General features: G+C 42.8%; 26 protein-coding genes. 17 read left to right on the top strand and 9 right to left on the bottom strand.

The annotated features are described in order from the left end of the window. Positions 1–14: 14 nt before the first annotated feature. The 3 genes from MHB64_RS17680 (at position 15) to MHB64_RS17670 (ending at position 3,980) form a co-directional block, all read left to right on the top strand. The gene (locus tag MHB64_RS17680; protein WP_341135030.1) at positions 15–2,321 is read left to right on the top strand and encodes a thiamine pyrophosphate-dependent enzyme; all 2,307 of its coding nucleotides are present in this window, start codon (positions 15–17) and stop codon (positions 2,319–2,321) included. Between the two features lie 152 nt (positions 2,322–2,473). Continuing rightward, the gene (locus tag MHB64_RS17675) at positions 2,474–2,956 is read left to right on the top strand and encodes a helix-turn-helix domain-containing protein (protein WP_094868880.1); all 483 of its coding nucleotides are present in this window, start codon (positions 2,474–2,476) and stop codon (positions 2,954–2,956) included. A gap of 16 nt (positions 2,957–2,972) precedes the next feature. Continuing rightward, the gene (locus MHB64_RS17670) at positions 2,973–3,980 is read left to right on the top strand and encodes a carcinine hydrolase/isopenicillin-N N-acyltransferase family protein (protein ID WP_341135029.1); all 1,008 of its coding nucleotides are present in this window, start codon (positions 2,973–2,975) and stop codon (positions 3,978–3,980) included. Here the strand turns inward: MHB64_RS17670 and MHB64_RS17665 are convergent. Then, positions 3,964–4,197, bottom strand: a complete 234-nt coding sequence (locus MHB64_RS17665) for a hypothetical protein (RefSeq protein WP_341135028.1) — start codon at positions 4,195–4,197, stop codon at positions 3,964–3,966. The two genes, MHB64_RS17670 and MHB64_RS17665, sit on opposite strands and share 17 nt — an antisense overlap. Positions 4,198–4,319: 122 nt before the next feature. Between MHB64_RS17665 and MHB64_RS17660 the strand changes: the two genes are divergently transcribed. Continuing rightward, positions 4,320–4,754 carry a hypothetical protein gene (locus MHB64_RS17660; RefSeq protein ID WP_341135027.1) on the top strand — a complete coding sequence of 145 codons (435 nt, stop codon included), beginning with the start codon at positions 4,320–4,322 and terminating at the stop codon, positions 4,752–4,754. 577 nt (positions 4,755–5,331) lie between these two features. Here the strand turns inward: MHB64_RS17660 and MHB64_RS17655 are convergent. Together MHB64_RS17655 and MHB64_RS17650 are read right to left on the bottom strand one after the other, a co-directional pair. Beyond that, positions 5,332–5,544, bottom strand: a complete 213-nt coding sequence (locus MHB64_RS17655) for a hypothetical protein (protein WP_094868883.1) — start codon at positions 5,542–5,544, stop codon at positions 5,332–5,334. 99 nt (positions 5,545–5,643) lie between these two features. Next, entirely contained in the window at positions 5,644–6,156 is a 513-nt protein-coding gene (locus MHB64_RS17650; RefSeq protein WP_094868884.1) for a MogA/MoaB family molybdenum cofactor biosynthesis protein, read from the bottom strand. Positions 6,157–6,328: 172 nt separating this feature from the next. Here MHB64_RS17650 and MHB64_RS17645 point away from each other — a divergent pair, with 172 nt between their 5' ends. The 6 genes from MHB64_RS17645 to MHB64_RS17620 all read left to right on the top strand — a co-directional run bounded on the left by MHB64_RS17645 (position 6,329) and on the right by MHB64_RS17620 (position 10,469). After that, on the top strand, positions 6,329–7,354 hold the full coding sequence (locus MHB64_RS17645) for a CobW family GTP-binding protein (protein ID WP_094868885.1): 1,026 nt from the start codon (positions 6,329–6,331) through the stop codon (positions 7,352–7,354). Positions 7,355–7,448: 94 nt separating this feature from the next. Beyond that, positions 7,449–7,796 (top strand): four-helix bundle copper-binding protein, encoded by a 348-nt coding sequence (locus MHB64_RS17640; protein WP_042128424.1) that lies wholly within the window; start codon positions 7,449–7,451, stop codon positions 7,794–7,796. Positions 7,797–7,942: 146 nt separating this feature from the next. Beyond that, a complete protein-coding gene (locus MHB64_RS17635) occupies positions 7,943–8,113 on the top strand; it encodes a hypothetical protein (protein WP_341135026.1) in 171 nt (56 codons plus the stop codon). A 173-nt stretch (positions 8,114–8,286) separates the two neighbouring features. Continuing rightward, a complete protein-coding gene (locus MHB64_RS17630) occupies positions 8,287–9,249 on the top strand; it encodes an ATP-binding cassette domain-containing protein (protein ID WP_179281508.1) in 963 nt (320 codons plus the stop codon). Beyond that, a complete protein-coding gene (locus tag MHB64_RS17625) occupies positions 9,246–9,959 on the top strand; it encodes a hypothetical protein (protein WP_094868887.1) in 714 nt (237 codons plus the stop codon). The genes MHB64_RS17630 and MHB64_RS17625 overlap by 4 nt, the downstream gene beginning before the upstream one ends. A 45-nt stretch (positions 9,960–10,004) precedes the next feature. Further along, entirely contained in the window at positions 10,005–10,469 is a 465-nt protein-coding gene (locus tag MHB64_RS17620) for a hypothetical protein (RefSeq protein WP_042188942.1), read from the top strand. Here the strand turns inward: MHB64_RS17620 and MHB64_RS17615 are convergent. From MHB64_RS17615 to MHB64_RS17605, 3 genes are all read right to left on the bottom strand, one after another. Next, on the bottom strand, positions 10,446–11,699 hold the full coding sequence (locus MHB64_RS17615) for a winged helix-turn-helix domain-containing protein (RefSeq protein ID WP_341135025.1): 1,254 nt from the start codon (positions 11,697–11,699) through the stop codon (positions 10,446–10,448). The two genes, MHB64_RS17620 and MHB64_RS17615, sit on opposite strands and share 24 nt — an antisense overlap. A gap of 109 nt (positions 11,700–11,808) precedes the next feature. Continuing rightward, positions 11,809–13,896 (bottom strand): ABC transporter ATP-binding protein, encoded by a 2,088-nt coding sequence (locus tag MHB64_RS17610; RefSeq protein ID WP_094868889.1) that lies wholly within the window; start codon positions 13,894–13,896, stop codon positions 11,809–11,811. Between the two features lie 47 nt (positions 13,897–13,943). Then, positions 13,944–15,692 carry an ABC transporter ATP-binding protein gene (locus tag MHB64_RS17605; RefSeq protein WP_341135024.1) on the bottom strand — a complete coding sequence of 583 codons (1,749 nt, stop codon included), beginning with the start codon at positions 15,690–15,692 and terminating at the stop codon, positions 13,944–13,946. Positions 15,693–16,295: 603 nt separating this feature from the next. Between MHB64_RS17605 and MHB64_RS17600 the strand changes: the two genes are divergently transcribed. Next, a complete protein-coding gene (locus MHB64_RS17600; protein WP_094868891.1) occupies positions 16,296–16,613 on the top strand; it encodes a HesB/YadR/YfhF family protein in 318 nt (105 codons plus the stop codon). Positions 16,614–16,687: 74 nt separating this feature from the next. Here the strand turns inward: MHB64_RS17600 and MHB64_RS17595 are convergent, their stop codons facing one another. Next, entirely contained in the window at positions 16,688–17,203 is a 516-nt protein-coding gene (locus MHB64_RS17595; RefSeq protein WP_094868892.1) for an ADP-heptose synthase, read from the bottom strand. A 124-nt stretch (positions 17,204–17,327) separates the two neighbouring features. On the opposite strand from MHB64_RS17595, the gene MHB64_RS17590 reads away from it, so the two are divergent. The 3 genes from MHB64_RS17590 to MHB64_RS17580 all read left to right on the top strand — a co-directional run bounded on the left by MHB64_RS17590 (position 17,328) and on the right by MHB64_RS17580 (position 20,660). Then, entirely contained in the window at positions 17,328–19,076 is a 1,749-nt protein-coding gene (locus tag MHB64_RS17590; protein WP_094868893.1) for an ABC transporter ATP-binding protein, read from the top strand. Positions 19,077–19,210: 134 nt separating this feature from the next. Next, positions 19,211–19,729 (top strand): sigma-70 family RNA polymerase sigma factor, encoded by a 519-nt coding sequence (locus MHB64_RS17585; protein ID WP_094875273.1) that lies wholly within the window; start codon positions 19,211–19,213, stop codon positions 19,727–19,729. Further along, positions 19,722–20,660: a DUF4179 domain-containing protein gene (locus MHB64_RS17580; RefSeq protein WP_341135023.1), complete on the top strand. Its 939-nt coding sequence runs from the start codon at positions 19,722–19,724 to the stop codon at positions 20,658–20,660. Before MHB64_RS17585 ends, MHB64_RS17580 begins: the two co-directional genes overlap by 8 nt. A gap of 76 nt (positions 20,661–20,736) precedes the next feature. Here MHB64_RS17580 and MHB64_RS17575 read toward each other — a convergent pair whose 3' ends face one another. Both MHB64_RS17575 and MHB64_RS17570 read right to left on the bottom strand, forming a co-directional pair. After that, positions 20,737–21,180: a DUF441 domain-containing protein gene (locus MHB64_RS17575; RefSeq protein WP_042188929.1), complete on the bottom strand. Its 444-nt coding sequence runs from the start codon at positions 21,178–21,180 to the stop codon at positions 20,737–20,739. 1 nt (position 21,181) lies between these two features. After that, a complete protein-coding gene (locus MHB64_RS17570; RefSeq protein WP_094868895.1) occupies positions 21,182–22,186 on the bottom strand; it encodes a YpdA family putative bacillithiol disulfide reductase in 1,005 nt (334 codons plus the stop codon). 180 nt (positions 22,187–22,366) lie between these two features. Here MHB64_RS17570 and MHB64_RS17565 point away from each other — a divergent pair, with 180 nt between their 5' ends. From MHB64_RS17565 to MHB64_RS17555, 3 genes are all read left to right on the top strand, one after another. Further along, positions 22,367–22,963, top strand: a complete 597-nt coding sequence (locus tag MHB64_RS17565; protein WP_341135022.1) for a DUF2087 domain-containing protein — start codon at positions 22,367–22,369, stop codon at positions 22,961–22,963. 121 nt (positions 22,964–23,084) lie between these two features. Next, positions 23,085–23,543: a DUF3939 domain-containing protein gene (locus tag MHB64_RS17560; RefSeq protein WP_094868897.1), complete on the top strand. Its 459-nt coding sequence runs from the start codon at positions 23,085–23,087 to the stop codon at positions 23,541–23,543. Between the two features lie 156 nt (positions 23,544–23,699). After that, positions 23,700–24,371, top strand: a complete 672-nt coding sequence (locus MHB64_RS17555; RefSeq protein WP_341135021.1) for an HAD family hydrolase — start codon at positions 23,700–23,702, stop codon at positions 24,369–24,371. The last annotated feature ends 53 nt before the right edge of the window (positions 24,372–24,424 follow it).

Below are 24,424 nucleotides of genomic sequence, written 5' to 3'. Positions count from 1 at the left end.
AAGGTGGAACATACGTGGCTATTGATTATGAAAAAGAAGTAAGTTCTACGAAGGTAGAACAGAAATTCCTATATGAATCCGGCAATGAAATGGCAGCTTATGCTGCTCATCAGATTAATTATCATGTCATGGGTTATTTTCCGATCTCCCCATCGACAGAAGTGGCTCAATTTCTTGATACGATGAAAGCGAACGGCCAACATGATATTATGCTTATTCCATCAGATGGGGAGCATAGTTCTGCTGGAATTTGTTATGGCGCTTCGACGGCTGGCGGTCGTGTATTTAATGCTACAAGTGCCCAAGGATATATGTTTATGCTTGAGCAATTGCCGGTACAAGCTGGTACACGGATGCCTATGGTTATGAATTTGATCTGCCGCTCGATTTCCGGTCCGCTTAATATTCATGGTGACCATTCTGATTTGTATTTTGCGCTGAATACGGGCTGGCCGATACTGATGTGCCGTGATCCACAATCCGTTTATGATATGAACCTGATGGCATTAAAGCTTGCAGAACACGCCAAAGTGCGTCTTCCAGTAATGGTAGCATCAGATGGTTATTTTACTTCTCACCAGAAACGTCGTGTACAGGCATTTGCACATCGTGAGGATGTTCATAAATTCGTTGGGCCACAACCTCCGGTGGGCTTTACGGATACACTGGACCGCAATAATCCGGTTACTGTAGGTCCTTATATGAATGAACCTGACTACATTAACAACCGCTATCAGCAGTCGGTAGCCATGTATAATGCGGGTGAAGTCTTCGAAGAGATTGCGAAGGAATTCGCTGAATTGACTGGACGACACTATCCTATGATCGAAGAGTATCGGATGAAAGATGCGGAAGTAGCCGTATTCCTGATGAACTCTGCCTCAGAGATCATTAAAGATGTTGTAGATCAGCTTCGTTTGCAAGGGATCAAAGCAGGTGCAATTTCGCCGAATATGATACGTCCTTTCCCGCAGAAGCAAATTGCGGAAGCGCTGAAAAATGTAAAGGCAATCACCGTAGGCGACCGTGCAGATTCGGTTGGTGGTCACGGCGGTAATATGGTAAATGAGATCAAGGCAGCACTGTTCACCTATGGTAACACTACTACAAAGGTCATTAGCCGTATTTACGGGTTGGGCGGTAAGGACTTCTACGCAGAAGATGGTCATGCGTTCTTTGAATTGGCACTAGATGCTGTTGCTGCAAACCGTGTTGAAGTACCGTTTGACTACTATGGTCACAATCCAGGTACGCCGGACAAAGCGCCACAGCGTCTATTGAAGCCGATGAACTTTGATGCGTTGAAGACAGGGTTAATTACGGTTAAACAGGATGAAGCTACAGGGAAATTAAGTGTGCGAATACCCCCACTGCGCAGCTTGACGAAGAAACCTAAACGGCTGGCACCTGGTCATGGCGCATGTCCGGGCTGTGGGATTTTCTCAGGGCTGGAGACGTTCTTCAAAGGGATCGAAGGGGATATCGTTGCTCTGTATCATACAGGGTGTGCCATGGTAACAACTACAGGATATCCATATTCTTCTCATAAATCTACGTTTATTCATAACCTATTCCAAAATGGTGCTGCTACCTTATCTGGTGTGGTAGAAATGTTCTGGGAACGCAAACGCCGCGGTGAATTGGACGGACTTGGACTTCAAGACGACTTTACATTTGTAATGGTAACGGGTGATGGTGGTATGGATATCGGAATGGGACCTGCGATTGGGGCTGCACTACGCGGTCACAAAATGATTATCGTAGAGTACGATAATGAAGGCTACATGAATACAGGGGCTCAGCAGTCCTATTCCACACCATTGGGTCACCGTACTTCTACATCCAGCATTGGTAAGAATCAGCAAGGTAAAGTTACACAGCATAAGGATACTGCGCAAATCATGGCAGCTACTAACATTCCATATGTCTTTACTGGCTCCGAAGCTTACCCGCAGGATCTTGTGAAGAAAGCGGCAAAAGCACAGTGGTACGCTCAGAACGAAGGTCTAGTGTACGGTAAAATCCTGATCGCATGCCCGCTGAACTGGATGTCTGAAGATAAAGAAGGCACCAACATCGTCTCGCTGGCAGTAGAATCTTGCTTCTTCCCTCTATATGAAGTGGAACATGGTTCTACGAATATTACGTACAATCCAGAAGACAAAGGCAAACGCGTTGAGCTCTCAGCTTGGCTGAAGACCATGGGCAAAACCCGTCACTTACTGAAGCCTGAGAATGAGCCGGCTTTACGCAGCTTCGAGGCAGAAGTGGAGCGTCGCTGGAATCGTCTGAAAGCAAAACATGAGCATCCTGATTTGTAAAAGATAATGATGAATAACCCGGCAGATTTCTCTGTCGGGTTATTTTGTATATAACTGTATAGAACGGATGTACGGTTGACATAAAATACGTCAAAATGTAAGATGGGTTTGATTGGATTAGACATATTTTATGTCAATAAGGAATGGTGATCATGGAAAGTAATACTACTGTATCTGCCCTAACAATTTTGCAATACCTTGCATTAATTCATCAAGTGACGTACACCAATGTATGCAGAGAAGTAGGGCTGACCCCGCAACAATTTAGTGATTGGGTCAAGAAACGTCGTCCTGTACCCAAAGAAAGACTGCAAGCATTGGCAGAATTTTTCAAAGTGGATGCTGATCTGTTGATTGATGAGAACAATTACTTGCTTGATCTAACACCAGAAGTAAAAATCGAGGTGCAAATTCTTTTTTTAACCCGGATGTTAAGGAATGAAGAGGAGAATCCGGAGGAGGAAGGCTATCTACAAAAATTGCAACAGCTGCAATGGGAAAAAAGAAAGCAGACATTGATTACAAGATTCTCAGCCCTCTTAGATCAAAAGAATAAGCAGATTGAAGAGTTATGTTTAGCTTTTCTGGATCATATGGAAAATGAAAATAAAGAGGTTCTAAACAAGCTGCTATAAGAAAAGGGAGATGAACATGAGTACAACCTTCCATATGCTTAAAAATGAATTCAATAGAGTCTGTAAAAATCAAGATGTAATCTACGATGGAGTGTATCTTTTTACGAACCAAAGAGGTTTACAGAAGACTGCATTAATGATGCCTCCAGCTCAGCCCGCTTCTTGGATTTCTCAGTATGGAAGCCTAACCATCTCACAAATTGGAAAAGAAAATCCTAATGGGGGGATGAATGAAGTAGGGCTGGTGGTGGAGCAAACGACACTTTGGCAGACTAAATATCCTGCGGTGGATGAGCGACCCGCTTTAGGTGAACTGCATTTTATTCAATATTTACTTGATACCTGTGCTACTGTTCAGGAAGCATTGGTAGCAGCTACGACGGTTCGTATCGATCAAAGCACTTCTAGTTTACATTATCTGTTGGCTGACCGGAGGGGCAATCAAGCGATTCTTGAGTTTTTAGATGGAAGGTTGGTTGTATATAAAGGCAAGCTTTCCATGCCTATTATCGCTAATACAGTGTATGAGGAAGCTGTACAGGAGATTCAGAGGGTGGATTTCAAGGGCTGGGAAGATCGGGATGCTTATGAACAGAATTCACTGGATCGCTATAAGATTGCCTATGAAGCATTAAGCACATTAGCGGAGCAAACGCCTGACACGGATTTTGCATTTAAAGTACTTGCCGCAGCACGGCGCGAGGATACTGTGTATAGCCTGGTATACGATCTGAATCAGCTACAGATAGAGGTGATGACTCAGCGAAACCAAGAAAGAATTAAGATTCGTTTAGAGGACTTTGATTTTTCTGTAAAGGGGCCAGCTCAAGCTGCTAACCTACAAAAGCTGCGTGCAAACCACGAAAGAGCCCAGTTCGAGAATTACTCAGCTGATTTTAATCATAAAGCAGTCCAATCCTTTTTTAGAGATCCGGTTTTGACTTCCGTTTTTAGATGGGAGATCTCTGATGACATGATTCAATTTGTAGCCAATTATCCGGATTCTTTTATAAGGACTGAGTAATAATTTTGGGTTGTAAGACATCCATCTTTTTATACATATAAATTAATGCAATAAAAAAGCCCACAGGAATCAGTAAGCCGAACAAATTGATGTAGAACTCACAAAGTAAAAAGGCTCCAATAATTAACGCCCAATCCTTTAATCTCAATGTTTTTCGCTGATCCCAATAGGACACTAGTAATGAAACAATAAAACAAATCCAAAAGATCCAGCTCAATAAAACCAGTCCTCCTCTCTCCTACATTCTCCATATAATACCACTAGCAGTTTCTTTTCTCGAAAGCGCTTATTTTTGGGTTAATTAGTGTCTGTGTTATTTTCTATGGCCCTAAGATTAGTTTGAATGAAATCCATGAGCTAACGAAGGCTAATAAATATACTGAGCAATTTAATCAGATTAAATCCGTTTCACAATTTTCCGTCGAATCAGATATGAATGGAGTTCTTAAGGCGGCTGCGAGTCAATTGAAAGAAAAGAATCCAAAGTCAGAAATACCTGTAGAGGATCCTCATGTTGCCTTCAGTATATGGGTTCTCCAGCATAGAAATGTAGCAATTAAGGATTTAGATTGGTTATGGTATGAGGCTCCGTTAGAATTACATTATTATTGGCAATCTAACCGCCCAGATCAGCGGGTTACATTGGAATACGTTATTTTTAATGAGGTTGGATACATGGGTGTTTTTGAAAGGAAAAATGAAAAAGAACCCTATCATCTCCGAACGATCTATGAGTTTGACCGCCTTAAAGCATGGTCTCCGATGATACCCTGACTCTGAGTTTAACAAAGATAAATCATGAGTACCGATTCACGACCCAAAATGGAATTTTATTCTCATAGTCATCCAAACCTTTCGCTAGACAAAAGAAAACTGCAATTACGGCTTGACCCCCTTAATCTGTAGTCCGCCACGTTTCATATAAAGATGTACTTTTTGCAGGTTTATTCGACATTTTGTCTTTTACAGTGAGCGATTAGTTAAACGGAAGTATCTTCGAGTTACATTGTGCTGCTGTTTTACTTCTGATCAATCCTTTCTTTGAAAAAACAAGCCATTTGATTTTCAGAGGCTTGCTTTTATAGCTGTGCTATCGTGAATCACTAGAACAAATTCCAGTTGGCCCTTAACTCTAGCATATTGTTCTGTCTTAACTAATAGATAACGGGTAGAGATCATTGTCCCTGCGCTTCCCGCGATTGGTGCTCCGGTTGATAGAAGACATACAGACTAGATAAACGATCCATTTTGTCAAATGTTTTCTGCAAAAGAAGCGAGAGAAGACCCAATGCATTTAGCACGGGTCTGTCTCTCACTTATAGGGGACTTTTAATAGTGGTGTGAAGTAGAGTTATCTTCCGCCTCTAGGCATCATGTTATTGTCGCAAAAAACATCTTTCACAGAATAGGTGTAGCAATGGCGAGGAACGGGTACACAGTGATGACGTCTAACGATTTCAACTGGATGAATCACATTTACTACTTGTGGATGGAAGTGATCTTGATAAACCACCTTAGGTGGGTCAGTAACCGTTTGGGCCGGGCATTTTGGACATTCAGACATTTCCTTCAGCTCCTTTTGTGTGTGGACTTACCGTATTATACGCACAGAACAAAAGCCTGCTTGGTTGTTTGTCTATTGTATTTAAAAATGGGTATTTGCTTAACGCTTGTAAATTTCACGCATAACATGGCGAAGTTCCGGGATAATTAACCGTTCCATAGCCAGTTTTACGGCTCCAGCAGAGCCAGGCATAGAAAAAATTGCGGTCTTTCCCATGGTGCCTGCGATGGCTCGACTAAGAATAGCTGCCGAACCAATGTCCTCTGTAAAGCTTAGCATCCGAAAAATCTCACCGAAGCCAGGTAATGTTTTATCTAGCAAAGAGGCAACAGCTTCATACGTCGTATCCCGTGGAGAAATCCCTGTTCCACCTGTGAGGAGTACAGCTTCTATTCCGGCCTGGTCAACACATTTATACAATAGCTCACGGATATCCTGATAATTATCTTTCGTAATGGTGCTGCCTATCACTTCATACCCGGCTTCTTCGAGCATAGATTTAATCAAAGCTCCTCCGGTATCTGTTTCAGTAGTTCTGGTATCCGAGACAGTAATGATATAGCAGGAAACGGTTTGAGGCGCTTCTTTCCGATGTTCTTCAACAGATGACAAATGGCTCAACTCCTAGATTAGAGATGTTATCATGATAGGGGATGGCAGAAGTAAAGACAAGCTTACGTGTACTTACAGAATGCAGCTGGAATTTGGGGTGCCGCTTGCGTGCTTCGCGCGCATGTAGTACACTCGCTACACATAACTGTAATTTGCTGGGGAGCGATGAAACATGGAACAGGTCGTACCTGTGTATATATTGTCAGGATTTCTGGGGAGCGGCAAAACAACATTGCTGCAGCGCCTACTAGATCATTGGAAAAATCAGGGTTTACGCCCTGCAGTAGTGATGAATGAGTTGGGTGAAGTGAATTTGGATGGATTGCTAGTTGAGCAAACTGTCCCTATGGCAGAACTACTTGGTGGATGCATATGCTGTTCTATCCGAAGTGATCTTAGTACAGAGCTGGCAACACTCATTAAGAAGGAGACTCCGGATGTCGTAGTAATCGAGGCAACAGGAGCTGCAAATCCGCTGGAAATTGTAGATGGCGTAACCGAAATTTCGTTGTATCAAAAGGTAGAACTGAAAAGCTTGATCACCGTTGTTGATGCCGTACATCTTCTTGAACTGTATCGCGCACAGCAGGGGGCAACTTATCGTTTGATGCAGGAACAGATTCGCTGCGCTTCTGTCTTGCTATTGAATAAAATTGACCGTGTAACCGCTGAAGAGGCGGAAGAGGTTACCGCTGTACTACGGAAATGGAACGCTTATGCACCCATTCTGCCAACTGTGCGTTGTGATGTAGAACCGGAGGAATTGCTGCGTGATGCAGGTGGAGTTCTTACGGATGCACAATTGGAAGAGGTTGAGGATGCCAGTGAGAGCTTCTTGCATGATGAAGATGAACACACGACTAGAGGCACACATACTAGCCACGATCATGTTATGGCGTACACACATTATTTTAAACGTCCAGTAAACAGTGAACAATTCGAACAGTTCGTTAAGGAATTACCGCGTGATGTTTATAGAGCTAAAGGTATTGTGACCTTTAATGACACCTCCAGCCGCTTTCTTTTCCAATATGCCTATCGTGAAGCTGATTTTATGAAAATCACACCACAAGGCGAAGTGCCTGACGTTGCCGTATTCATCGGTGAACATTTCTCATCAAATGAACTGCGCACTAGGTTACTGGAGATGGAAGGGCGTACCTTCGTTCGTCCTAGTACAATTAAGAGAAGTCTATAATCAGATCTCCTTGTCAGAAGTTGTAATGGTTCATTCCTAATCTTGTAGGTTAATAGTATCGCATACCCTATAAAAATACAGGAGGTTTAAGGCTATGACCCGAATTCAATATCAGGAGTGCATTGACGCTTGTTTAGAAAGTATGAATGCCTGTAATTATAGCTATGTCTCAAGCCTAAAAGAATATGATCTTGCTTCTCTGCGTGAAAGCATGCGGCTAGATCGTGAATGTGCGGATATTTGTTCATATGCCGTACAAGCGATGACTCGCCAAAGTCCGTTTGTAGCCGGAATTCTCCGTCTATGTGCCGAAATTTGTGAAGCCTGTGCAGATGAAAGCAGCAAGCATATACATACACATTGTCAGGAATGTATTGATGCCTGCCGTAGATGTGCTGAGGCGTGCCGTCTAATTAGCGATGCGGTTGAGGTTTATGCGTAAATACATGTAACCTAACTCTCATATATGAACCGATAACCAGATTGTTGCTGTAGAAATATAGCAACAATCTGGTTTTTTATATTCAGAACAGATGAAACCATTTATATAGCCAGAGCTTGCACAGATCTTTGAATATATTTTAATGGGTGGAGCAAAATAGCAGCCCGATGGACCCGCCTGATCCGGTTGGCTCTTCAGAGGGGACAGGTTTATTACGTGAGCTATATGATTTGCTTATGTTCAGTCAGATTACACCAGAGAAAGCTGCAGAACAGTTCCGGCTTCGAGCTGAAGATATTCTGTCACATACCAAATAAACAAAAAGAGGGAAAGGATTAACGGAAAGCAAACAATTTTATAATAAAACTTCTGGATTTAAGAAAGGGCTGCTTTAGCAGTTCTTTCTTTTTTTGATTAAAATTTGGTTCATATAAGAGGAAATTCGTAGGGAACCGGAGAATTAACAGTAGATATGAAGGGAGCGCGATTAGTGACACACAGAGAAGAACTTAACTTTACTGACATTGGCATAGATGCTACTCCCCTAATAGTACTAGAACAAATTAGTAAGCAATTTGCACGACGAACAGTGTTGGAAGAAGTTTCGATGGTCGTTGAAATGGGAACTGTCACTGCACTTATCGGAAGGAATGGTTCAGGTAAAAGCACGCTGCTGTCTATCTTAGCTGGACTCATCCATGTTTCTTCAGGGAAGTTGAATCGCATTCATCATCATATGAGGATTGGATATGCGCCTGAAATTTTTCCAGGGTCGAAGCTTTCCCCAGAGCAGTATTTGCGAAGCATGGGTCAGATTAGCGGACTTGCACCAGCTCAGATCGAGCAGGAATTAACAATGTTATTCGAACTGTTTCTGTTGGAGAATTTTCGTACACAATCTATGCTAAACTTCTCCAAAGGGATGCTGCAAAAAATAAATCTGATCCAAAGCTTAATGGGAAGTCCTTCATTGCTGCTTCTGGATGAGCCTATGTCGGGATTGGATCTCACTTCCATGAATAAGCTTGTTGACCTTCTGATAAATTTGAAGAAAAAGGGCACAGCCATAGTATTCTCGGTACATGAGCCTCAGTGGATAGAAATGCTAGCCGACCATGTCCATGTACTTCAAGGAGGAAGGATTGTTAAGTCCATTGTGGGGTCTCAGAAGTTGAGAGCAAACCCCACTACTTATATCCGATTATCCAAGCTGTCCATTCAGAATCAGCAGTATCTGAAGGGTATGACAGGGTTTATTTCTTTAGGGGAAGTTAAGGATAGTGCTTATAGTGATTGTATAGGGCTGACTGTAGAGGCTTCACATTCTGACATCTTTCTGCGGTTTGTATTAGAAGCGGGTGGCTCAATACAATCGGTAGATCCCCGAGGGGGACGTGACGGTATAGAACTGTGGATGAGCCCAGCGACCAGAGCTAAGGAGGTCGATTCATGAATTCGCTTATCGCTTATATGCTGCGAAGCTATACCCGATCTCAGCGATATTTCGGCCCATTAGCAGGGATTGTGATTGCGGTTCAGATTTTGTATTCCTATAAACCTAATCCGGTAATGAATAGCTATGCAGCTACTGCAGTAATGCTTTTTATCAGCTGTGCCTGGATGGGCCTCAGCTTTCTAAATCATGAACATCCTGTACATCGGCAGATCGCAGTGGTTCATCTGCGAAGCGCGGTTAAGCATAGTGTAGGGGGTATTCTTTCACTTGCATTTCTTACGTTGCTGCTTGATCTAATCCTTGTTATTTATCCTTGGGTAACGGGCCACTTCGCAGAATCACCAGGGGTGTATCGGTTCAGCTTAGCTCTTGCTGGACACGGGTTATTAGGGATGCTTGGTGTGTCCATTTCCTTATATCTGCAATCTTCGTGGGTTAAGAAAGGCAGCCATGCTGCCGGTATCATGCTGGGAATTGTTATAATGTCACTTGGTGGGACCCAGATCAGTGATAGTTTGCCCGGTTCGTTACATTTTCTGATCTGGTTGTTACCACCTGTCGCCCCAGTTATGGAGGTTATGATGAAAGCTGATACTATACCATTAGCGGAGTTGTTAGGTTCATTTGCACATGCGCTCTTATATATAACACTGCTTATCGGTTTTTATTTGTACAGATCAAGACAGAGAGACTACAACAAAACATAACTTGTATAGATAAAAGTAAAAAGGATATTGAAGTGGAGGGGAAAGATGAAGCATACACAAGTACCAGAGAGTGAACAATCCAAGGAGTTATTTGCGTATTTTGGACTAGCAGTCTATTATGGTCAAGCCCTAGAACAGCAGTTGACCAATTTGTTATTGCTCACCAAATTATCGCAAGGCAAGACGCCCACTGAAGCAGATCTGACGGATCTGTATCAGCGAAAACTCAGCAATTCACTCGGTCAACTCATCAAAGAAATACAGCATCACTTTCCTTTCTCGGAGCAAGAAACCGCTCAGCTAGAAGAAGTATGGAAACAGCGAAACCATATCGTTCACGATTATTTCAAAGAACGGATACAAGAAACATTCACCCCTGCTGGAAGGGCAAAGATGATCGAGGAGTTAAAACGATTCAAAAATAAAGCTAGACGGCTAGAAATCAAATTACAAGGTTATTGTACAGAAATGTTCACGAAACTGGGGCTAGAAGAGGAGACCTTGCACTAATAACTCTTCTAATCCGCAGTCCTCTACAACCTCCGGTCTAAAATGAATCTTAGAAGCTCTAACGCAGCGTGATAGTGCAGATAGAGCTTCGCCTAATGCCGGAAGCATCTCTGGTATTAGGCGCTCACCCGGTTCCCACCACCAATTCATAATATTCAATGTTTGGCTCTTCTTATCCACCACCGGTTCAAATCTCGCAATAAAACGATCATTATATAATAAAGGCAGTACATAATATCCATATTCTCGTTCCAAAGCGGGTTTATAGACTTCCCAGCGGTAATGAAATCCAAATAATTGTCGGATCAGTTCTCGATCCCATATCAAGTTATCGAGTGGAGCTATTACAGCTGCAAACGAATAACCTGATTGACTCTCAGCATCTTCTGACTCTTGCTGTATTACAGCTTCTAAAGTTAGAGCGTCCATGCTACGGATGTAGAGTGGGAGCTTAATACCCTCCACTAGAACTTCCCTGAGGCTATCGCTTTGTAACAGCCTTTGAATCGCTGCCGCACGTTCCTTGCTCTTCAGACCGGAAATCCCCAGCCATCCGTCTCCGGATTTATTCCATAACAGTCCGATACTGCCTATTCTACGCAGCACATACCAATCATGAAATTGTTCATCGGTGGGGTTAGGGTCTTTCGTGTTCAAAAGATGATGTGGTAGCAGACGTTCAGCGAAATCGTAATACCGGCGGGTATGAACACGATGATGAACGACTATCTCCCCCCAAAAGTACATACTTTCCAAAGCGGCACGTGATAGTCTAGCCGGAGCCCAAGCCCAATCCACCTTGTCCTTTCCTTCTACATCCAAGGAGGAGAGAGGACCGCGCTTTATTAGCTCCTCACGAACCTGCTGTACGGCAGCCATTACAGGTTCATTAACCTGATGGTACAAGGCAGAAGCTTCTCTTCTCCGTTTGAAATAAGGCCAGTCCTCTGTACAATAAATGGACATGTTCTTGTCCCAACCATCGAATAGAAGTCGGTCTTGATACAGTAGCTCTTGGGCTTGCTCAGGCGTGAACCCGGGAACTCGTGCTTGGAGGACAAGCTCATGGTTATGGCCTGCGATGTTAAGAGGATCATATTGGATACAGCCTACGTGACGAACATAATCATAAATACTAAGTTTACCGGCAGGAAGAGCGCCCCTGGTTAACTTTTGGTGTGCCAGGAGAAAAAGTCGAGCTTGTTTCTTAGTTATAGTGTATGTACGCATCAAATGCCTCCTTCACCTATATGTATTATTATTTTTCATTTTACAGAACAAACGTTCTAATATCAAGTGTAGAAAAACCCTGAATCACAGATGTGACTCAGGGCATCGATTACATTTTCTCTAACGATGGTTGCAAGCTGCCTAACGAAGTTCGGGAGGATGCACTCTTATTATTGTCTATACTGTTAGAACCAGCACCTACTTGCAGCTGATACATCCGGAAGTATCTGCCGCCGAGTGCCATCAGCTCATCGTGGCTACCGCGCTCTACGATCTCTCCGTGATGCAGAACAAGAATCTGATCTGCACTTCGAATCGTGGATAAACGGTGTGCGATGATGAATGTCGTGCGTCCTTTTTTAAGGACTTCTAATGCATCTTGAATGACGCTTTCGGTCTCCGTATCGATATTGGAGGTGGCTTCATCAAGAATCAGAATAGCAGGGTCGAAGGAGAGCGCTCTGGCAAACGAAATCAATTGCCGCTGACCTGCAGATAGGGTGCTCCCTTTTTCAATAACGGGTTCATCAAAACCTTGAGGAAGGTGGGCCAGCAATTTATCTGCTCCGACTTCCCGTAAAGCCCGTTCAACCCGCTCGCGTGAGATTCGTTCATCCCCCAGGCTGACATTAGAAGCAATCGTACCAGTAAAGAGGTAAGGGTCTTGAAGAACAATCCCCATGTGATTACGCAACCATTGCTTCGGAATATCTGTGACCTTCTGGCCATCAATCGTGATTTCACCTTTTTGCGGATCATAGAACCGGAATAACAAGTTGATTATCGAGCTTTTTCCGGAACCGGTATGACCCACTAGAGCAACCGTTTCTCCCGGACGTGCTTCAAAGGAAATATCGCGAAGGACGAAGTCTTTTTTATAAGCAAAGGACACGTTCTTAAACTCCACTTTTCCTTTATAGCGCGGCATGGAACCGTCGGTAACATTTTCCCCAGGCTCATCCATAAGAGTAAACACACGACCCGCAGATACCATAGAAGTGTCGAGATTTGCAAGCTGGTTCACCATACCTGTAATCGGTTGGAACAAACGTCCAAGCACATCGACGAAGGCGTATAGAACCCCTAAAGATACAAAAGTAGAACCCGTAATACTGCCATGTCCGAAATACCAAAGCACCATCACAAAAGAGAGACTGCGCAACGAGTTCACCAGGTTGTGGGAGGTAAAGGCATTCAAATTCAGCATTTTATTCTGATATTTCAAGTAGTCATCGTTCAGATGCTCAAATTCTTCACCAAGCTGCTTCTGACGGCGGAATATGCGAACAATGGACATTCCTTGAATCGATTCATTAATGATAGCGTTGATCTCACTCAGACGTGAGCGGATAATCGTATTATATTTTGTAGCGATTTTGCGATAGAGCACGATCCAAAGAATAAGAATCGGGATGATGAACAAGCTGATCAGACCTAGCCGGACATCGAGCAAGAACAAGGCGATGTATACGCCTGTAATATTAATAATACCGGTACTGAAATTGGAGAGAACGGCAATGAATAGATCTTTTATCGCCTCAGTATCATTGGTTACACGGGAGACTACCTTACCTGCTGGCAAGTTATCAAAAAAGTAAACCGGAAGTCGCTGGATATGCGCATACACATCGGTTCGCAGTTTTCGGATCACCTGATTCGCTGAAGATTGCAGCCAATAGGTTTTACCAAATTCGGCAAAGATCGAAATCACTAGGAAGATAGCGTACAAACCGACTAGCTGATAAATGCCTGGAAGCTCAGGTTTGTAAAAAGCGAACAGCTCATCTGCTGAAAGCTTAACCGCAGGATAGATGGCTTCGTCCTCACCACGTGTGATATGCATTTCACCATTGCTGAACTTTCGCTCACCATCTGGTTGTGTTACAGCTTCATTAATAAAGTAGAAGGTTCTTCCCTCTTGAAGAATGCGAATTTCTTGACCCTTAGCTTCCCCGGGTTCAAAACGATCTCCTCGTTTATAATAAGCGTTGTTATACTGAACGGCCTCATCTGGAGAAGTAGTGCTAAAATAAGGCTTTTCAATGGCCAGCATATGATTGTCAATCATACTTTTGGCGATAAACGGACCTGCCAGTTCAGCCGCTACCCCGATGGAGAGGAGTAGAAGGGCTGCAATAAAGGTTTTTTTTGCAGTCAATGCGTATTCAAGCAGGCGTTTGCCTGTACTCTTTGTCAACGGTGACACCTCCTAAAAGTTTTGCTTAGTCATAGCTAGTATGTCTATTAATCATTCGATAAATTATTCTCTACTTGCTGCCGGTCATACTGCTCGCGGTACCAGCCATTCATATCTAATAGCTCCTGATGCGTACCACGTTCAACAATGTGGCCGTTATCCAGTACAACGATGATGTCGGCATGTTGAACAGCAGAGAGGCGATGCGTAGAGATCAATGTTGTTTTTCCTGCACGCTCTTGGCGAATATTCTCAATAATCTGGGCTTCCGTACGAGCGTCAACAGCGGATAAAGCATCGTCCAGAATCAGTACATCTGGATTGGCGATAAAAGCTCTGGATAAGGATACACGTTGTTTTTGACCACCGGATAAGGATACTCCACGCTCACCAACCAACGTATCTAAACCATCGGATAATGTGCCTAAGTCATTTTGGAAGGCGGCAGCTGTGATAGCTTTCAAGATCGTATCGTCGTCCGCGTTATCCAGACCAAATTGAATATTCTGACGAACAGATTTAGAGAAGAGGATCTGTTCCTGAGGAACATATCCCATCCAGCTGTGCAGTTGATCTAATGAAATCTGTTGAATTGGAACACCAGAGATGAGAATTTCACCATTACCTGTCGGATATTCTCGTAGCAGCTGTTTGAGCAGCGTTGATTTACCGCTACCTGTACGACCGACTACACCTAGTGTTTGACCTTGGTTCAAGGTCAGACTGACATTAGTCAAATTGTCAATCGTCGATGAAGGATAACGGAAGGTCACATCGTTAAGTTCAATTCGGGTAGGATTTGCAACATGAACCGGGTTAGCGGCACTCTGAACATCTGCTTTGGAGTTTAGCGTCTCATCAATACGTTCGAGAGAGGCACCCCCGCGTTGCATGATGTTGATCAGCTCACCAATGGCGAACATCGGCCATACAATCATCCCGAGGTACATATTGAAGGAGACTAGATCACCCAGCGTGATCTGATTACGGAATACAAGATAAATCCCATAGGTAAGACCGATAATGTAGCTGAGTCCAACGCAGAATCGAATTGTCGGTTCAAAGAAGGCATCTACACGGGCTACAGCCATATTCTTGTTGTATACATCTTCTGTAATATCCGAGAATCGTTTCTCATCGAGTCTCTCTTGTACATAAGCACGGATAACCCGCACACCGGAGACAGATTCGAGAACCTGATCATTCATATCTCCGAATGCATCTTGTGCTAAGGAATAACGATCATGTATTGCTTTGCCATAAAAAATCATAGCGATTGCAATTAACGGTAATGGTACTACCGCTGCGAGAGTCAGCTTCCAACTGACGAGAAAACACATTGCAAACAGTACGACTGTGAGATAGATTGTTGAATCCACCAGAGTGAGCATTCCGAATCCCACGGTAGCTGAGACCGCTCTAATATCGTTGGTTGCCCGAGCCATCAGGTCACCGGTTCTATTGCGTTCGAAGAACGATGGGGTCATGGTCATCAAATGATTCATAAATCTCGAGCGCAGAAGGCGCTCTACGAGGTTGGAGCCTCCGAATAATTTGTGCATCCATATGTAGGTAATCCAATAAATGACTAGCAGTAAAATGAGGATCATGCCGATATACTTGGCTAATGATGCTGTAGTAATAGAACCGCGTACTATGTCGTCAATGGCATTGCCTAGCAGACGTGGGGGTAATAATTCAAGCACACCTACTCCAATAAGTAAGATTAGGCCAATCAGGTAACGCCTTTTTTCTCGGCGAAAGAACCAGCCGAGATTGCGGAGAACGGAGAACAAGTAAATCCCTTCCTTTCAAGTTAAAGTAATAGCTGTGATGTTGGAAAAAAGCGCAAGTGGTTATCTCTATAGCCAGAAGAATCGACGTTATCGTCCTTCAAAGAGGACAATCGTTTCTCGTAGAAATATAAGGAAAATTTATATCGTGAAATATATAAATTCTTATATTTAAACAAAAAAGGCATATCATCCGAAAACGGACGATATGCCTGTAATTTACAGCTATCATGCGCACGGTGCTATACAGCACCAGGCATGTGAGAGACCTACAAGAACTAAAGTTATACGATCATTTACACTCGTATGAACTTCAGGATGGGTTCACCACTTGGGCTGCTTCGGTATTCAGTTGATTGGAAATTCCAACAATAGTTATTTGATATGGCTGTAACTTCGTAAACACCGCGCTCACCCCTTTCATTGTTTTAATGATTAATTTTGGTAATAACTAGCAGACGTTTAGTTATGTTCAGAGTTTATCACTCCGTTTGCAAAGTTGTCAAACTAATTTTTGAGGAGCTTGGGAAAACATTAATTACATAAAGGTGTTTGAAAATCGATTCATTTTCAGTATGATTAGACTATACAAAGGAGCTGAGAGAGATGAACATGGAAATTAGTCAAGCAGCGGCAGCTTGGTTTAAAAGAGAACTGGATCTTAAGAATGGCGACTATATTCGTTTATTTCCCCGCTATAGCTCGGGAGGTGGACTTCACCCTGGTTTCTCCTTGGGTATCGGGATGGAGGCACCTGGACGTCCAGCAATACAAGTTGAACAAGACGGTATTGTGTTCTACATGGAAGAGCAGGATTTATGGTATATGGAGGGCTACGGCTTAACTATTGTGTATTCTGAGGCAGAGGATGACATTGAATATAAGTATGAAGCCAATTCGGTGCCTGGCGGAGTACAGGTTTAAATGTCTTAATTTTGTTTTTTTACGAATGTGAAAAGCCCTTGCCAAAAGGCAGGGCTTTTTCTACGTTGATATAATCAGTGCGAATTGTGGAACGTTTCTTCCTCCATTGCAAAATCGAAATCGTCAATGTCGTATACTTGAACAGGGACCCCACCTTCAATAATGCGTTGAATCAGCTCGAATTGATCGGTAAGAATGGGCACCTTCTCACGTTGTGAAGACAATAGAAGCTCCGTTTCGATGGGATCGAATGTTTCGCCGTAGACAGCGGTATCCATGCTGTTAATGATGGTAATCTTTGATTGTCCGCCTAGTAGAATACCAGAGCTTTTTGCCCAAGGAACGGCCAGACAGCGGTTGATTTTTTTAGCATTTAGAGGCTCTTCGAAATAGGCAATGAGCTCACCAATCTTGAGTTTGACATGCTTGTCATCATCTGGACGGTTCATTAACGGATCATCACTGTCCCGAAGTTCGTATAATTCCATCACGGTCGTATAAGGCACTATATATTCTACAGGGCTGCTCGATATGAGAAGCTGGCCGTAAATCGCCATCATGACGGCTTCCGTCACAAATTGTCTAGACATCTTTATCCTCCTGAAGTTCGGGTACTGCAATCGTACTTATGGACTTAAAAATATAAAAACACTGTAGAGCGCAAAAGTCAACTGTACTTAGCAACTCAGTAAAGAGAAAGGATAGAATATCTCTGTGAAACAATGGAAATCATATTTTACTTTTGTACGGCCTTACATGAAATGGATTGTGTTTACGCTCTTTATAGGTATGATCAAGTTTAGCATCCCGTTGACACTGCCTATGATCCTGAAATACGTGGTCGATGACCTGCTGATGAACCCTGCCATGAGTGCTCAGGAGCGGGTATCGCAATTGATGCTTATTCTCGGAGGCGCTTTTGTTTTATTCGTAATTGTAAGGGGACCGGTGGAGTATTACCGGCAGTATTTTGCCCAGCTGATCACAAGTAAGATATTGTTCGATATGCGCAATAAGCTATACAGTCACTTACAGCGCTTGTCGCTGCGGTATTATCAGAATACAAAAGTGGGCGAAGCAATTTCGAGATTTATAAATGATGTGGAACAGACTAAAAATTTAGTAGAAGTCGGAATGATGAATGTATGGCTGGATTTATTTACGCTAGTGTTTGCGCTTGGTTTTATGTTTTATTTGAATCCAGTGCTGGCGCTAGTATCTATCGCTGTACTTCCGTTTTACGCCTTTGCGGTGAGTAAACTATATAAACGACTTAAGGTGTTAACCAAAGACCGTTCACAGGCTCTAGCTGGCATTCAAGGCTATCTTCATGAACGGATTCAAGGCATTTCGATTATCCGCAGCTTCACGATGGAAAAAGTGGATCAGAAGCAGTTCGAAGATATCAACGGTAACTTTCTCAAAAAAGCGATGGCTCAAACCCGTTGGAATGCGATTACCTTCGCGATTATTAACACACTAACGGATATTGCACCACTGCTAGTCATCGGATACGGGGGTTATCAAGTTATTCATGGCCATTTGACTGTGGGAACCTTTGTTGCTTTCTTCGGCTATCTGGACCGGATGTATGCGCCGCTGCGTCGATTGATTAATTCCTCGACAGTGCTAACTCAAGCCTCGGCTTCCCTTGAACGGGTGCTTGAGCTGCTAGAAGAGCCTTATGATATCGTGGATAAACCGGGAGCAAGACCTCTGACGAATGCACGTGGTGAAATTGATTTTCATAAGGTTTGGTTCAAATACAACGAAGAGAATGATTGGGTACTGAAGGATATCAATTTAAGTATCAAACCTGGGCAGACGGTCGCTTTTGTCGGAATGAGTGGTGGTGGGAAGTCCTCTCTCATAAGCTTGATTCCGCGTTTCTATGACATCAGCAAAGGTAGCCTCCAGATGGATGGTCAGGATATACAAGGTTTGACGCAGGAGAGTTTACGAAGAGCCGTTGGAATGGTGCTTCAAGATAATTTCTTATTTAGTGGGTCTGTAAGAGATAATATCTTGTTCGGTAATCCTAATGCTACAGAGGAGGAAGTCCTCTCGGCGGCGAAAGCTGCCAATGCGCATGATTTTATTGAGCAGCTGCCGCTAGGCTATGACACAGAAGTGGGAGAGCGTGGAGTGAAGCTGTCCGGTGGACAAAAGCAACGGGTTGCGATCGCAAGAGTGTTTCTTAAAGATCCGAAGGTTCTTATATTAGACGAAGCTACATCAGCGCTGGATCTGGAGTCAGAGCATTTAATTCAACAAGCGCTGCAATCCCTCTCATCGGAACGTACTACACTAATTGTTGCACATAGACTGTCTACAATTACACATGCAGATCAGATCGTAGTGCTCGAGAATGGTGAGATCACAGAGCGTGGTACACATGAAGAACTGATGGGGCTAGATGGAAGTTATGCGAGATTGTTTAACGTACAGCATTTGGATACATGATAAGAACTAACCTTACAATAAATTACTTAGGTGGTCTTCTCGGGAGAGAGGGCCATTTTTTTTAAACCCATTTGAGTCTTTTTGAATATCACGTGCGTCTAAAAAGTATAAGCAACATGAAAGGTAGTGAGAACTTGAATACAACAGAGCTGGAGGAAAAGGCGATAGCGGGTGATGAAGACAGCTTTACTGCATTAATAGATGGGATGCAGGAGCGTCTTTACCGTATGGCATACTCCTATGTGAGGAATAAGGATGATGCGCTGGAGATTGTACAGGAGACCGTCTACAAAGCGTATATCTCTATTCATAAACTGAAGCAACCTCAATATTTTAAATCTTGGCTTACAAAAATAGCCGTCAATTGTGCTTTGGACTTTATCCGGAAATCTAAAAAAATCGTGTATATGGATAAAAATCCTGAAGTCAGCTATGTTTCAAAACCGATAGAAGATGTCATTGATCTAAAGGAGGCGTTAAGTGTCCTTGATAAAAAATCAAGAATGATCATTGTTATGAGATATTTCGAAGACTTACCTATTAAAGAAATTGCGGGAGTAATGGAAATGCCAGAGAGCTCTGTAAAAACCGTCATCTATCGGGGTTTAGGGAAATTAAAAATAAATATGAAGGGAAGTGAGTACTTTGGATAATCAACTTGAACGGTTACAGAAAGCATACAACGATATTGAAATCCCCGAAGAACTCTCACAAGCTTCTCGTAAAGGGATTGAAAGAGGAAAACTTCATAAACAACAGAAAAGAGGAACGAAAATGAATGGATTAAAGTGGACAGGATCAGTTGCAGCAGCAGTTATTATTTCTTTTACAGTAGGGGTAAATACGGTGCCAGCCTTCGCGGATAGTATGAATGATGTCCCAGTGCTCGGTAAGCTTGTAAGTGTATTGAAATTTACGGATGGAAGTGCAGGCGGCGGTACGATTCAGGATGGAGTAGATGTCAATTTCATTTCATTGAAACATCAGAAGAACAGTGATCAAATGATTTTAAACTTTGCAAATTCGGACAATACGCAAGACCTAGCAAGCTCTTATAACGTAAAATTCACTGACAATCCTTATACAATGACCGTAACCGTGAGCGGGGCAAGGAACTTCTCAGCTGTTAAAGATCTCGAGACATTAAAGGAAAGCAAGTATGTTCAAGATGCTTATCCTTTAATTACATTGGATGACTCGATGATACGTTTCAATGTAACCTTCAAAGAGCCAGTTGCTTATGAGGTGAAGGAATATAAGGAACCGGCACAGGTTGCAATTACATTGGAGGATAAGAAGGGTAATGTGGGGGAAGGAATTTCTATATATTCCCTTAGAACACTCTCAGAGCCAGCTGGCGAGAGCCAAGGAATGGCTGAAGAGATGTTATTCGGGTTAGAGAACGTGCGCGTATTAAAGGATCAGAAGGGATTATTCCTGGTGGAAGCTGGGTATTTCAATACAGAAGCAGAAGCTTTGGCTCAACTGAAAAAAATTCAAACAGAGCATGAGGTTGGTGATCTGTTGTTTGTAGAAAAACGATCGTCACATGAAATTCCACAGTCCATTTCTCAGGCTGAGTAAATACACAATAGAGCAGCGATTCTCTCGTTAGTGGAGAATTGCTGCTCTATTTTTGTGTTGAATGGTTACCCACCGGTTACATTTTGCCAATCAAGAGCGACAATATACCGGCTGCGATAAGCGGCCCTACAGGGACACCCTTGAACAATGCAACGCCAATCACTGTTCCGATCAGGAGACCCGCAACAACTGTGGGCTGGTTGGTCATAAGGATGGCTCCACGCCCGCCAAGATAAGCGACGAGAATGCCGATCGCAATTGCAAGAAGAGACTTCCAGTGGAGGAAGGACTGACCGACCATCTGCAGCGATATTTTACCGCTGGCCAAAGGCGTCATGACCCCGATCGTAAGAATGATTATCCCGATGGTTAAACCATATTTCTCAAGCCAAGGGAAGGTCTGCTGCAGGCCAAGAACTCTTAGCAGTAGTAGGACGACCATTGCTATTGTTACAGGGGAATTACTGCTTATAATACCGAGCGCAGCAAGACCAAGCAAAAGCAAAGAGGTCATGTCCATCTTAATCGTTCAACTCCTTATTGTGAGAACTGCGCTTCGCAAGAATGTGATCCGCGATAAGTTTACCATGCCCACGACCTGTCTCGATAAATACTTCATTCGCATTACGGCCTGAAGCGATTACTCCTGCAACATAAAGACCTGGAACATTACTTTCCATAGTTGAAGGATTAAAAGCTGGCTTATCCATATCGTCATCCATAACAACGCCGGCAGAAGTGAGAAGCACTCGGCTGGGCCGGAAGCCAGTCAAAGCAAGGACGAAATCATTATCTATGGATTTTTTGTCTCCATTATGACTTGTAACTATAACCGAACTAGCCGTAATTTCAGTAACACGTGATTCCAGATGTAGAGTGATCTTGCCCTTTTGTACCATCCCTTCAAAGATTGGCCGAACCCAAGGCTTAATATTCGAGGAAATGCTCTCACCACGATAGACCATATCGACTGTAGCTCCAACACGCATAAGCTCCAGTGCTGCATCTACTGCAGAATTACTGCCACCAATGACAGTAACTTTCATCCCTGTATATGGATGGGCTTCACCGAAATAGTGGGTAACTTTAGGGAGTTCTTCCCCTGGAATACCGATCATATTCGGTTGATCAAAATAACCTGTAGCGATAACGACATTTGCAGTGATACGTGTGTGATGCTCACCACGCATATTGGACGTATGTACAGCATAGGTTCCATCTTCCAGTGGCTCAATGGATAACGCTTCTTCATAAGCAGCAATATCTAGACCATACTGCTCCGCAGCCCGGCGGTAATAGACAAGAGCTTCGTGGCGGTAAGGTTTATCATTGGTCGAGGTGAAAGGAACGTCTCCGATTTCTAATAACTCAGCAGTACTAAAGAATTGCATATTTGTTGGATACAAATAAATGGAGTGAACGATAAAGCTTTTTTCAATAATGAGACTGGACAGTCCTTGGCGCTGGCATTCGATAGCTGCCGAGAGGCCGCATGGACCTGCACCGATAATAATTACATCTTTCATACAGTGGGTTACCTCCTGATTGTTACTATCTTTTCTTTAAATCCTACCCTAAATTCATTCATTTTGCCATAACCATAAGATTAAACACAATAACCATTGCAAGCATAATGTTGATTGTTATATAATTAGATATATATCTAATGATCATCTAGCTTATGAAGGTGAAGGAGTGTGATTCCAATGCAGGTAGAAAAAATAGTGAACTATCATAAAGCTTTGGCTGACCCAACGCGTCTTCGTTTATTGTTGCTTCTGTCACAAGGAGAAATGCACGGACAAGCGCTGGCTGAGAAATTGAATTTATCGCAACCAACAGTAACTCATCATGCTGCGAAGTTACGTGAAGCGGCATTAATTAAGGAACGACGTGATAAAAATACGGTTTATTTCAAGTTGAATCCAGAGTTCATTAGCAGTGGTGCTGAGTCTTCACTTCAGTTTATTTTTTCAAAAGGAGCGAGGAATATGGAGGAGAAATCACCTGGAAGTAGTCTAAAGGAGTCTGTACTGCGTAATTTTTTTTCGAAGGATGGGCGGCTTCGGCAAATTCCGGCACAATATAAGAAGAAACTGATCGCACTTCAGTACATGGTTGAGAAGCTAGAGCCGGGGGTGGTTTATTCTGAGAAGGAAATTAACGAGTTCATTAAGCAGTTTCATGAAGATTTTGCTACTATTCGGCGTGAATTTATAATGCATCAGTTTATGTATCGAGAGAATGACAAATATGAGCTTAATCCTCAAGAAGTATGGACTCGTTGGGAAGATGTCAAATAATGTTCATGAAGTTATTAACAAAGTGTGTCTATTAGGTTTATCTTGATTAAGAGGGAGGAATTCGAATATAATATAATTGTAAGCGTTAACAAAGATAGTTTTTCGAAAGGAGACTTGTCTTATGTTTTTCAAACGCACAAAAAAACAACCCCAATCGGAACATTTCACCGTTACCCTAAATCAAGTCAAGCAGGCGATCAGACAGTTTGAAGAGGATATGCCTGCGCTCATTAATAGAACAGCTTTAATCCTTGATGACAAAAGAATAGATTTGAGCAGACTAACACGATATTTAGGAGGCATTCCAGAACAGAATTTCTACATGTCACGCGAGACATATGAAGTTTTCGAGGAAGAAGATAAGCTTGTTCCGTATTACCTTGACATGGTCCAGTCGGCTGTCGATAATTATATCAGTGATACAGGTCAGCTGCCACTTGTTGAAGATGCCTGGTTACCTGAGGTCCATTATCGATTGTTAGCGACAGAAAGTTATCTCAAAGAAACCCCTCCTTTTCCACTGTATATTACAGAAGAGGAAATGATGCTGACACATCGAGCGGAGCATTTTGAGCAATGAAACAATTTAATTTAAAGCATATATAGACTGTTCGGTAGAAGGGGAGACAGCTTTTCCTTTTTACAAAATGGTCTTTTCATTGTCTTTAGAGACATAGTACAATAGATTTCTGAATATTCAATTCTGAAATCAACAGCATATAAGGGGAATCGCTTGATGAAAGAGATACAAGCTATATTATTTGATTTGGATAATACGTTAATGGATCGTGATCATACCTTTCGCAGTTTTAGTATACAGTTTGTTCAGGACTTCCTAGGACATTTGGAAGCTGAAGAAGCGCAGAGGGTAATCGAGGATATGATTCACAGAGATGCTGATGGATACCGTGATAAGGACGGATTCTTCGTAGAGCTAAGCGAGGTACTGCCTTGGGAAACGCCAGTTACGGCTGAACATATTCGTACGTATTATGATGCAAGTTATATCAATCATGGTGTTACAATGAAGGATGCGGTGGACGTTCTGAAGTACTGCAAGGAGCGAGGTTATATACTTGGTCTGGTTACCAACGGCAAAGTAGATATCCAGAACACCAAAATTGATACCCTTGCCCTGCGAGACTACTTCAAGGCTATTGTTATTTCTGGAGAAGCAGGAATGGCTAAGCCCGATCCTAAGATTTATCAACTTGCATTAGACAGATTGGGAGTTACTGCAGATCAGACTTTGTTTATTGGAGATCACCCTGTAAATGATATTTGGGGTGCAGGCAAAGCAGGGCTACAAGGCATTTGGCTGCAAAGAAAACATGCCTGGGACGATCAGTTGGACATACAACCTTGGAAGATAATCTGCGAGTTGAACGAGCTTAAGTCCATTTTGTAATTTATCAAAATTTATAGTTGACATTATACGGCAGAGCCGTTTATGATAACAGC

The sequence above is a fragment of the Paenibacillus sp. FSL K6-2859 genome, assembly GCF_038008265.1.
In the GTDB taxonomy this organism is placed as follows: Bacteria; Bacillota; Bacilli; order Paenibacillales; family Paenibacillaceae; genus Paenibacillus_AQ; species Paenibacillus_AQ nitricinens.
Note: the sequence above shows the minus strand (reverse complement) of the source record. Positions and strands in the feature narration are given on the sequence as shown.

Excerpts from the sequence above, each read along its gene's own strand:
- MHB64_RS17675 (WP_094868880.1), top strand. The coding sequence starts at position 2,474 with ATGGAAAGTAATACTACTGTATCTGCCCTAACAATTTTGCAATACCTT.
- MHB64_RS17555 (WP_341135021.1), top strand. The coding sequence starts at position 23,700 with ATGAAAGAGATACAAGCTATATTATTTGATTTGGATAATACGTTAATG.
- MHB64_RS17600 (WP_094868891.1), top strand. The coding sequence starts at position 16,296 with ATGAACATGGAAATTAGTCAAGCAGCGGCAGCTTGGTTTAAAAGAGAA.
- MHB64_RS17645 (WP_094868885.1), top strand. The coding sequence starts at position 6,329 with ATGGAACAGGTCGTACCTGTGTATATATTGTCAGGATTTCTGGGGAGC.
- MHB64_RS17620 (WP_042188942.1), top strand. The coding sequence starts at position 10,005 with ATGAAGCATACACAAGTACCAGAGAGTGAACAATCCAAGGAGTTATTT.
- MHB64_RS17560 (WP_094868897.1), top strand. The coding sequence starts at position 23,085 with ATGTTTTTCAAACGCACAAAAAAACAACCCCAATCGGAACATTTCACC.
- MHB64_RS17575 (WP_042188929.1), bottom strand. The coding sequence starts at position 21,180 with ATGGACATGACCTCTTTGCTTTTGCTTGGTCTTGCTGCGCTCGGTATT.
- MHB64_RS17565 (WP_341135022.1), top strand. The coding sequence starts at position 22,367 with ATGCAGGTAGAAAAAATAGTGAACTATCATAAAGCTTTGGCTGACCCA.
- MHB64_RS17615 (WP_341135025.1), bottom strand. The coding sequence starts at position 11,699 with ATGCGTACATACACTATAACTAAGAAACAAGCTCGACTTTTTCTCCTG.
- MHB64_RS17670 (WP_341135029.1), top strand. The coding sequence starts at position 2,973 with ATGAGTACAACCTTCCATATGCTTAAAAATGAATTCAATAGAGTCTGT.
- MHB64_RS17595 (WP_094868892.1), bottom strand. The coding sequence starts at position 17,203 with ATGTCTAGACAATTTGTGACGGAAGCCGTCATGATGGCGATTTACGGC.
- MHB64_RS17655 (WP_094868883.1), bottom strand. The coding sequence starts at position 5,544 with ATGTCTGAATGTCCAAAATGCCCGGCCCAAACGGTTACTGACCCACCT.
- MHB64_RS17570 (WP_094868895.1), bottom strand. The coding sequence starts at position 22,186 with ATGAAAGATGTAATTATTATCGGTGCAGGTCCATGCGGCCTCTCGGCA.
- MHB64_RS17625 (WP_094868887.1), top strand. The coding sequence starts at position 9,246 with ATGAATTCGCTTATCGCTTATATGCTGCGAAGCTATACCCGATCTCAG.
- MHB64_RS17640 (WP_042128424.1), top strand. The coding sequence starts at position 7,449 with ATGACCCGAATTCAATATCAGGAGTGCATTGACGCTTGTTTAGAAAGT.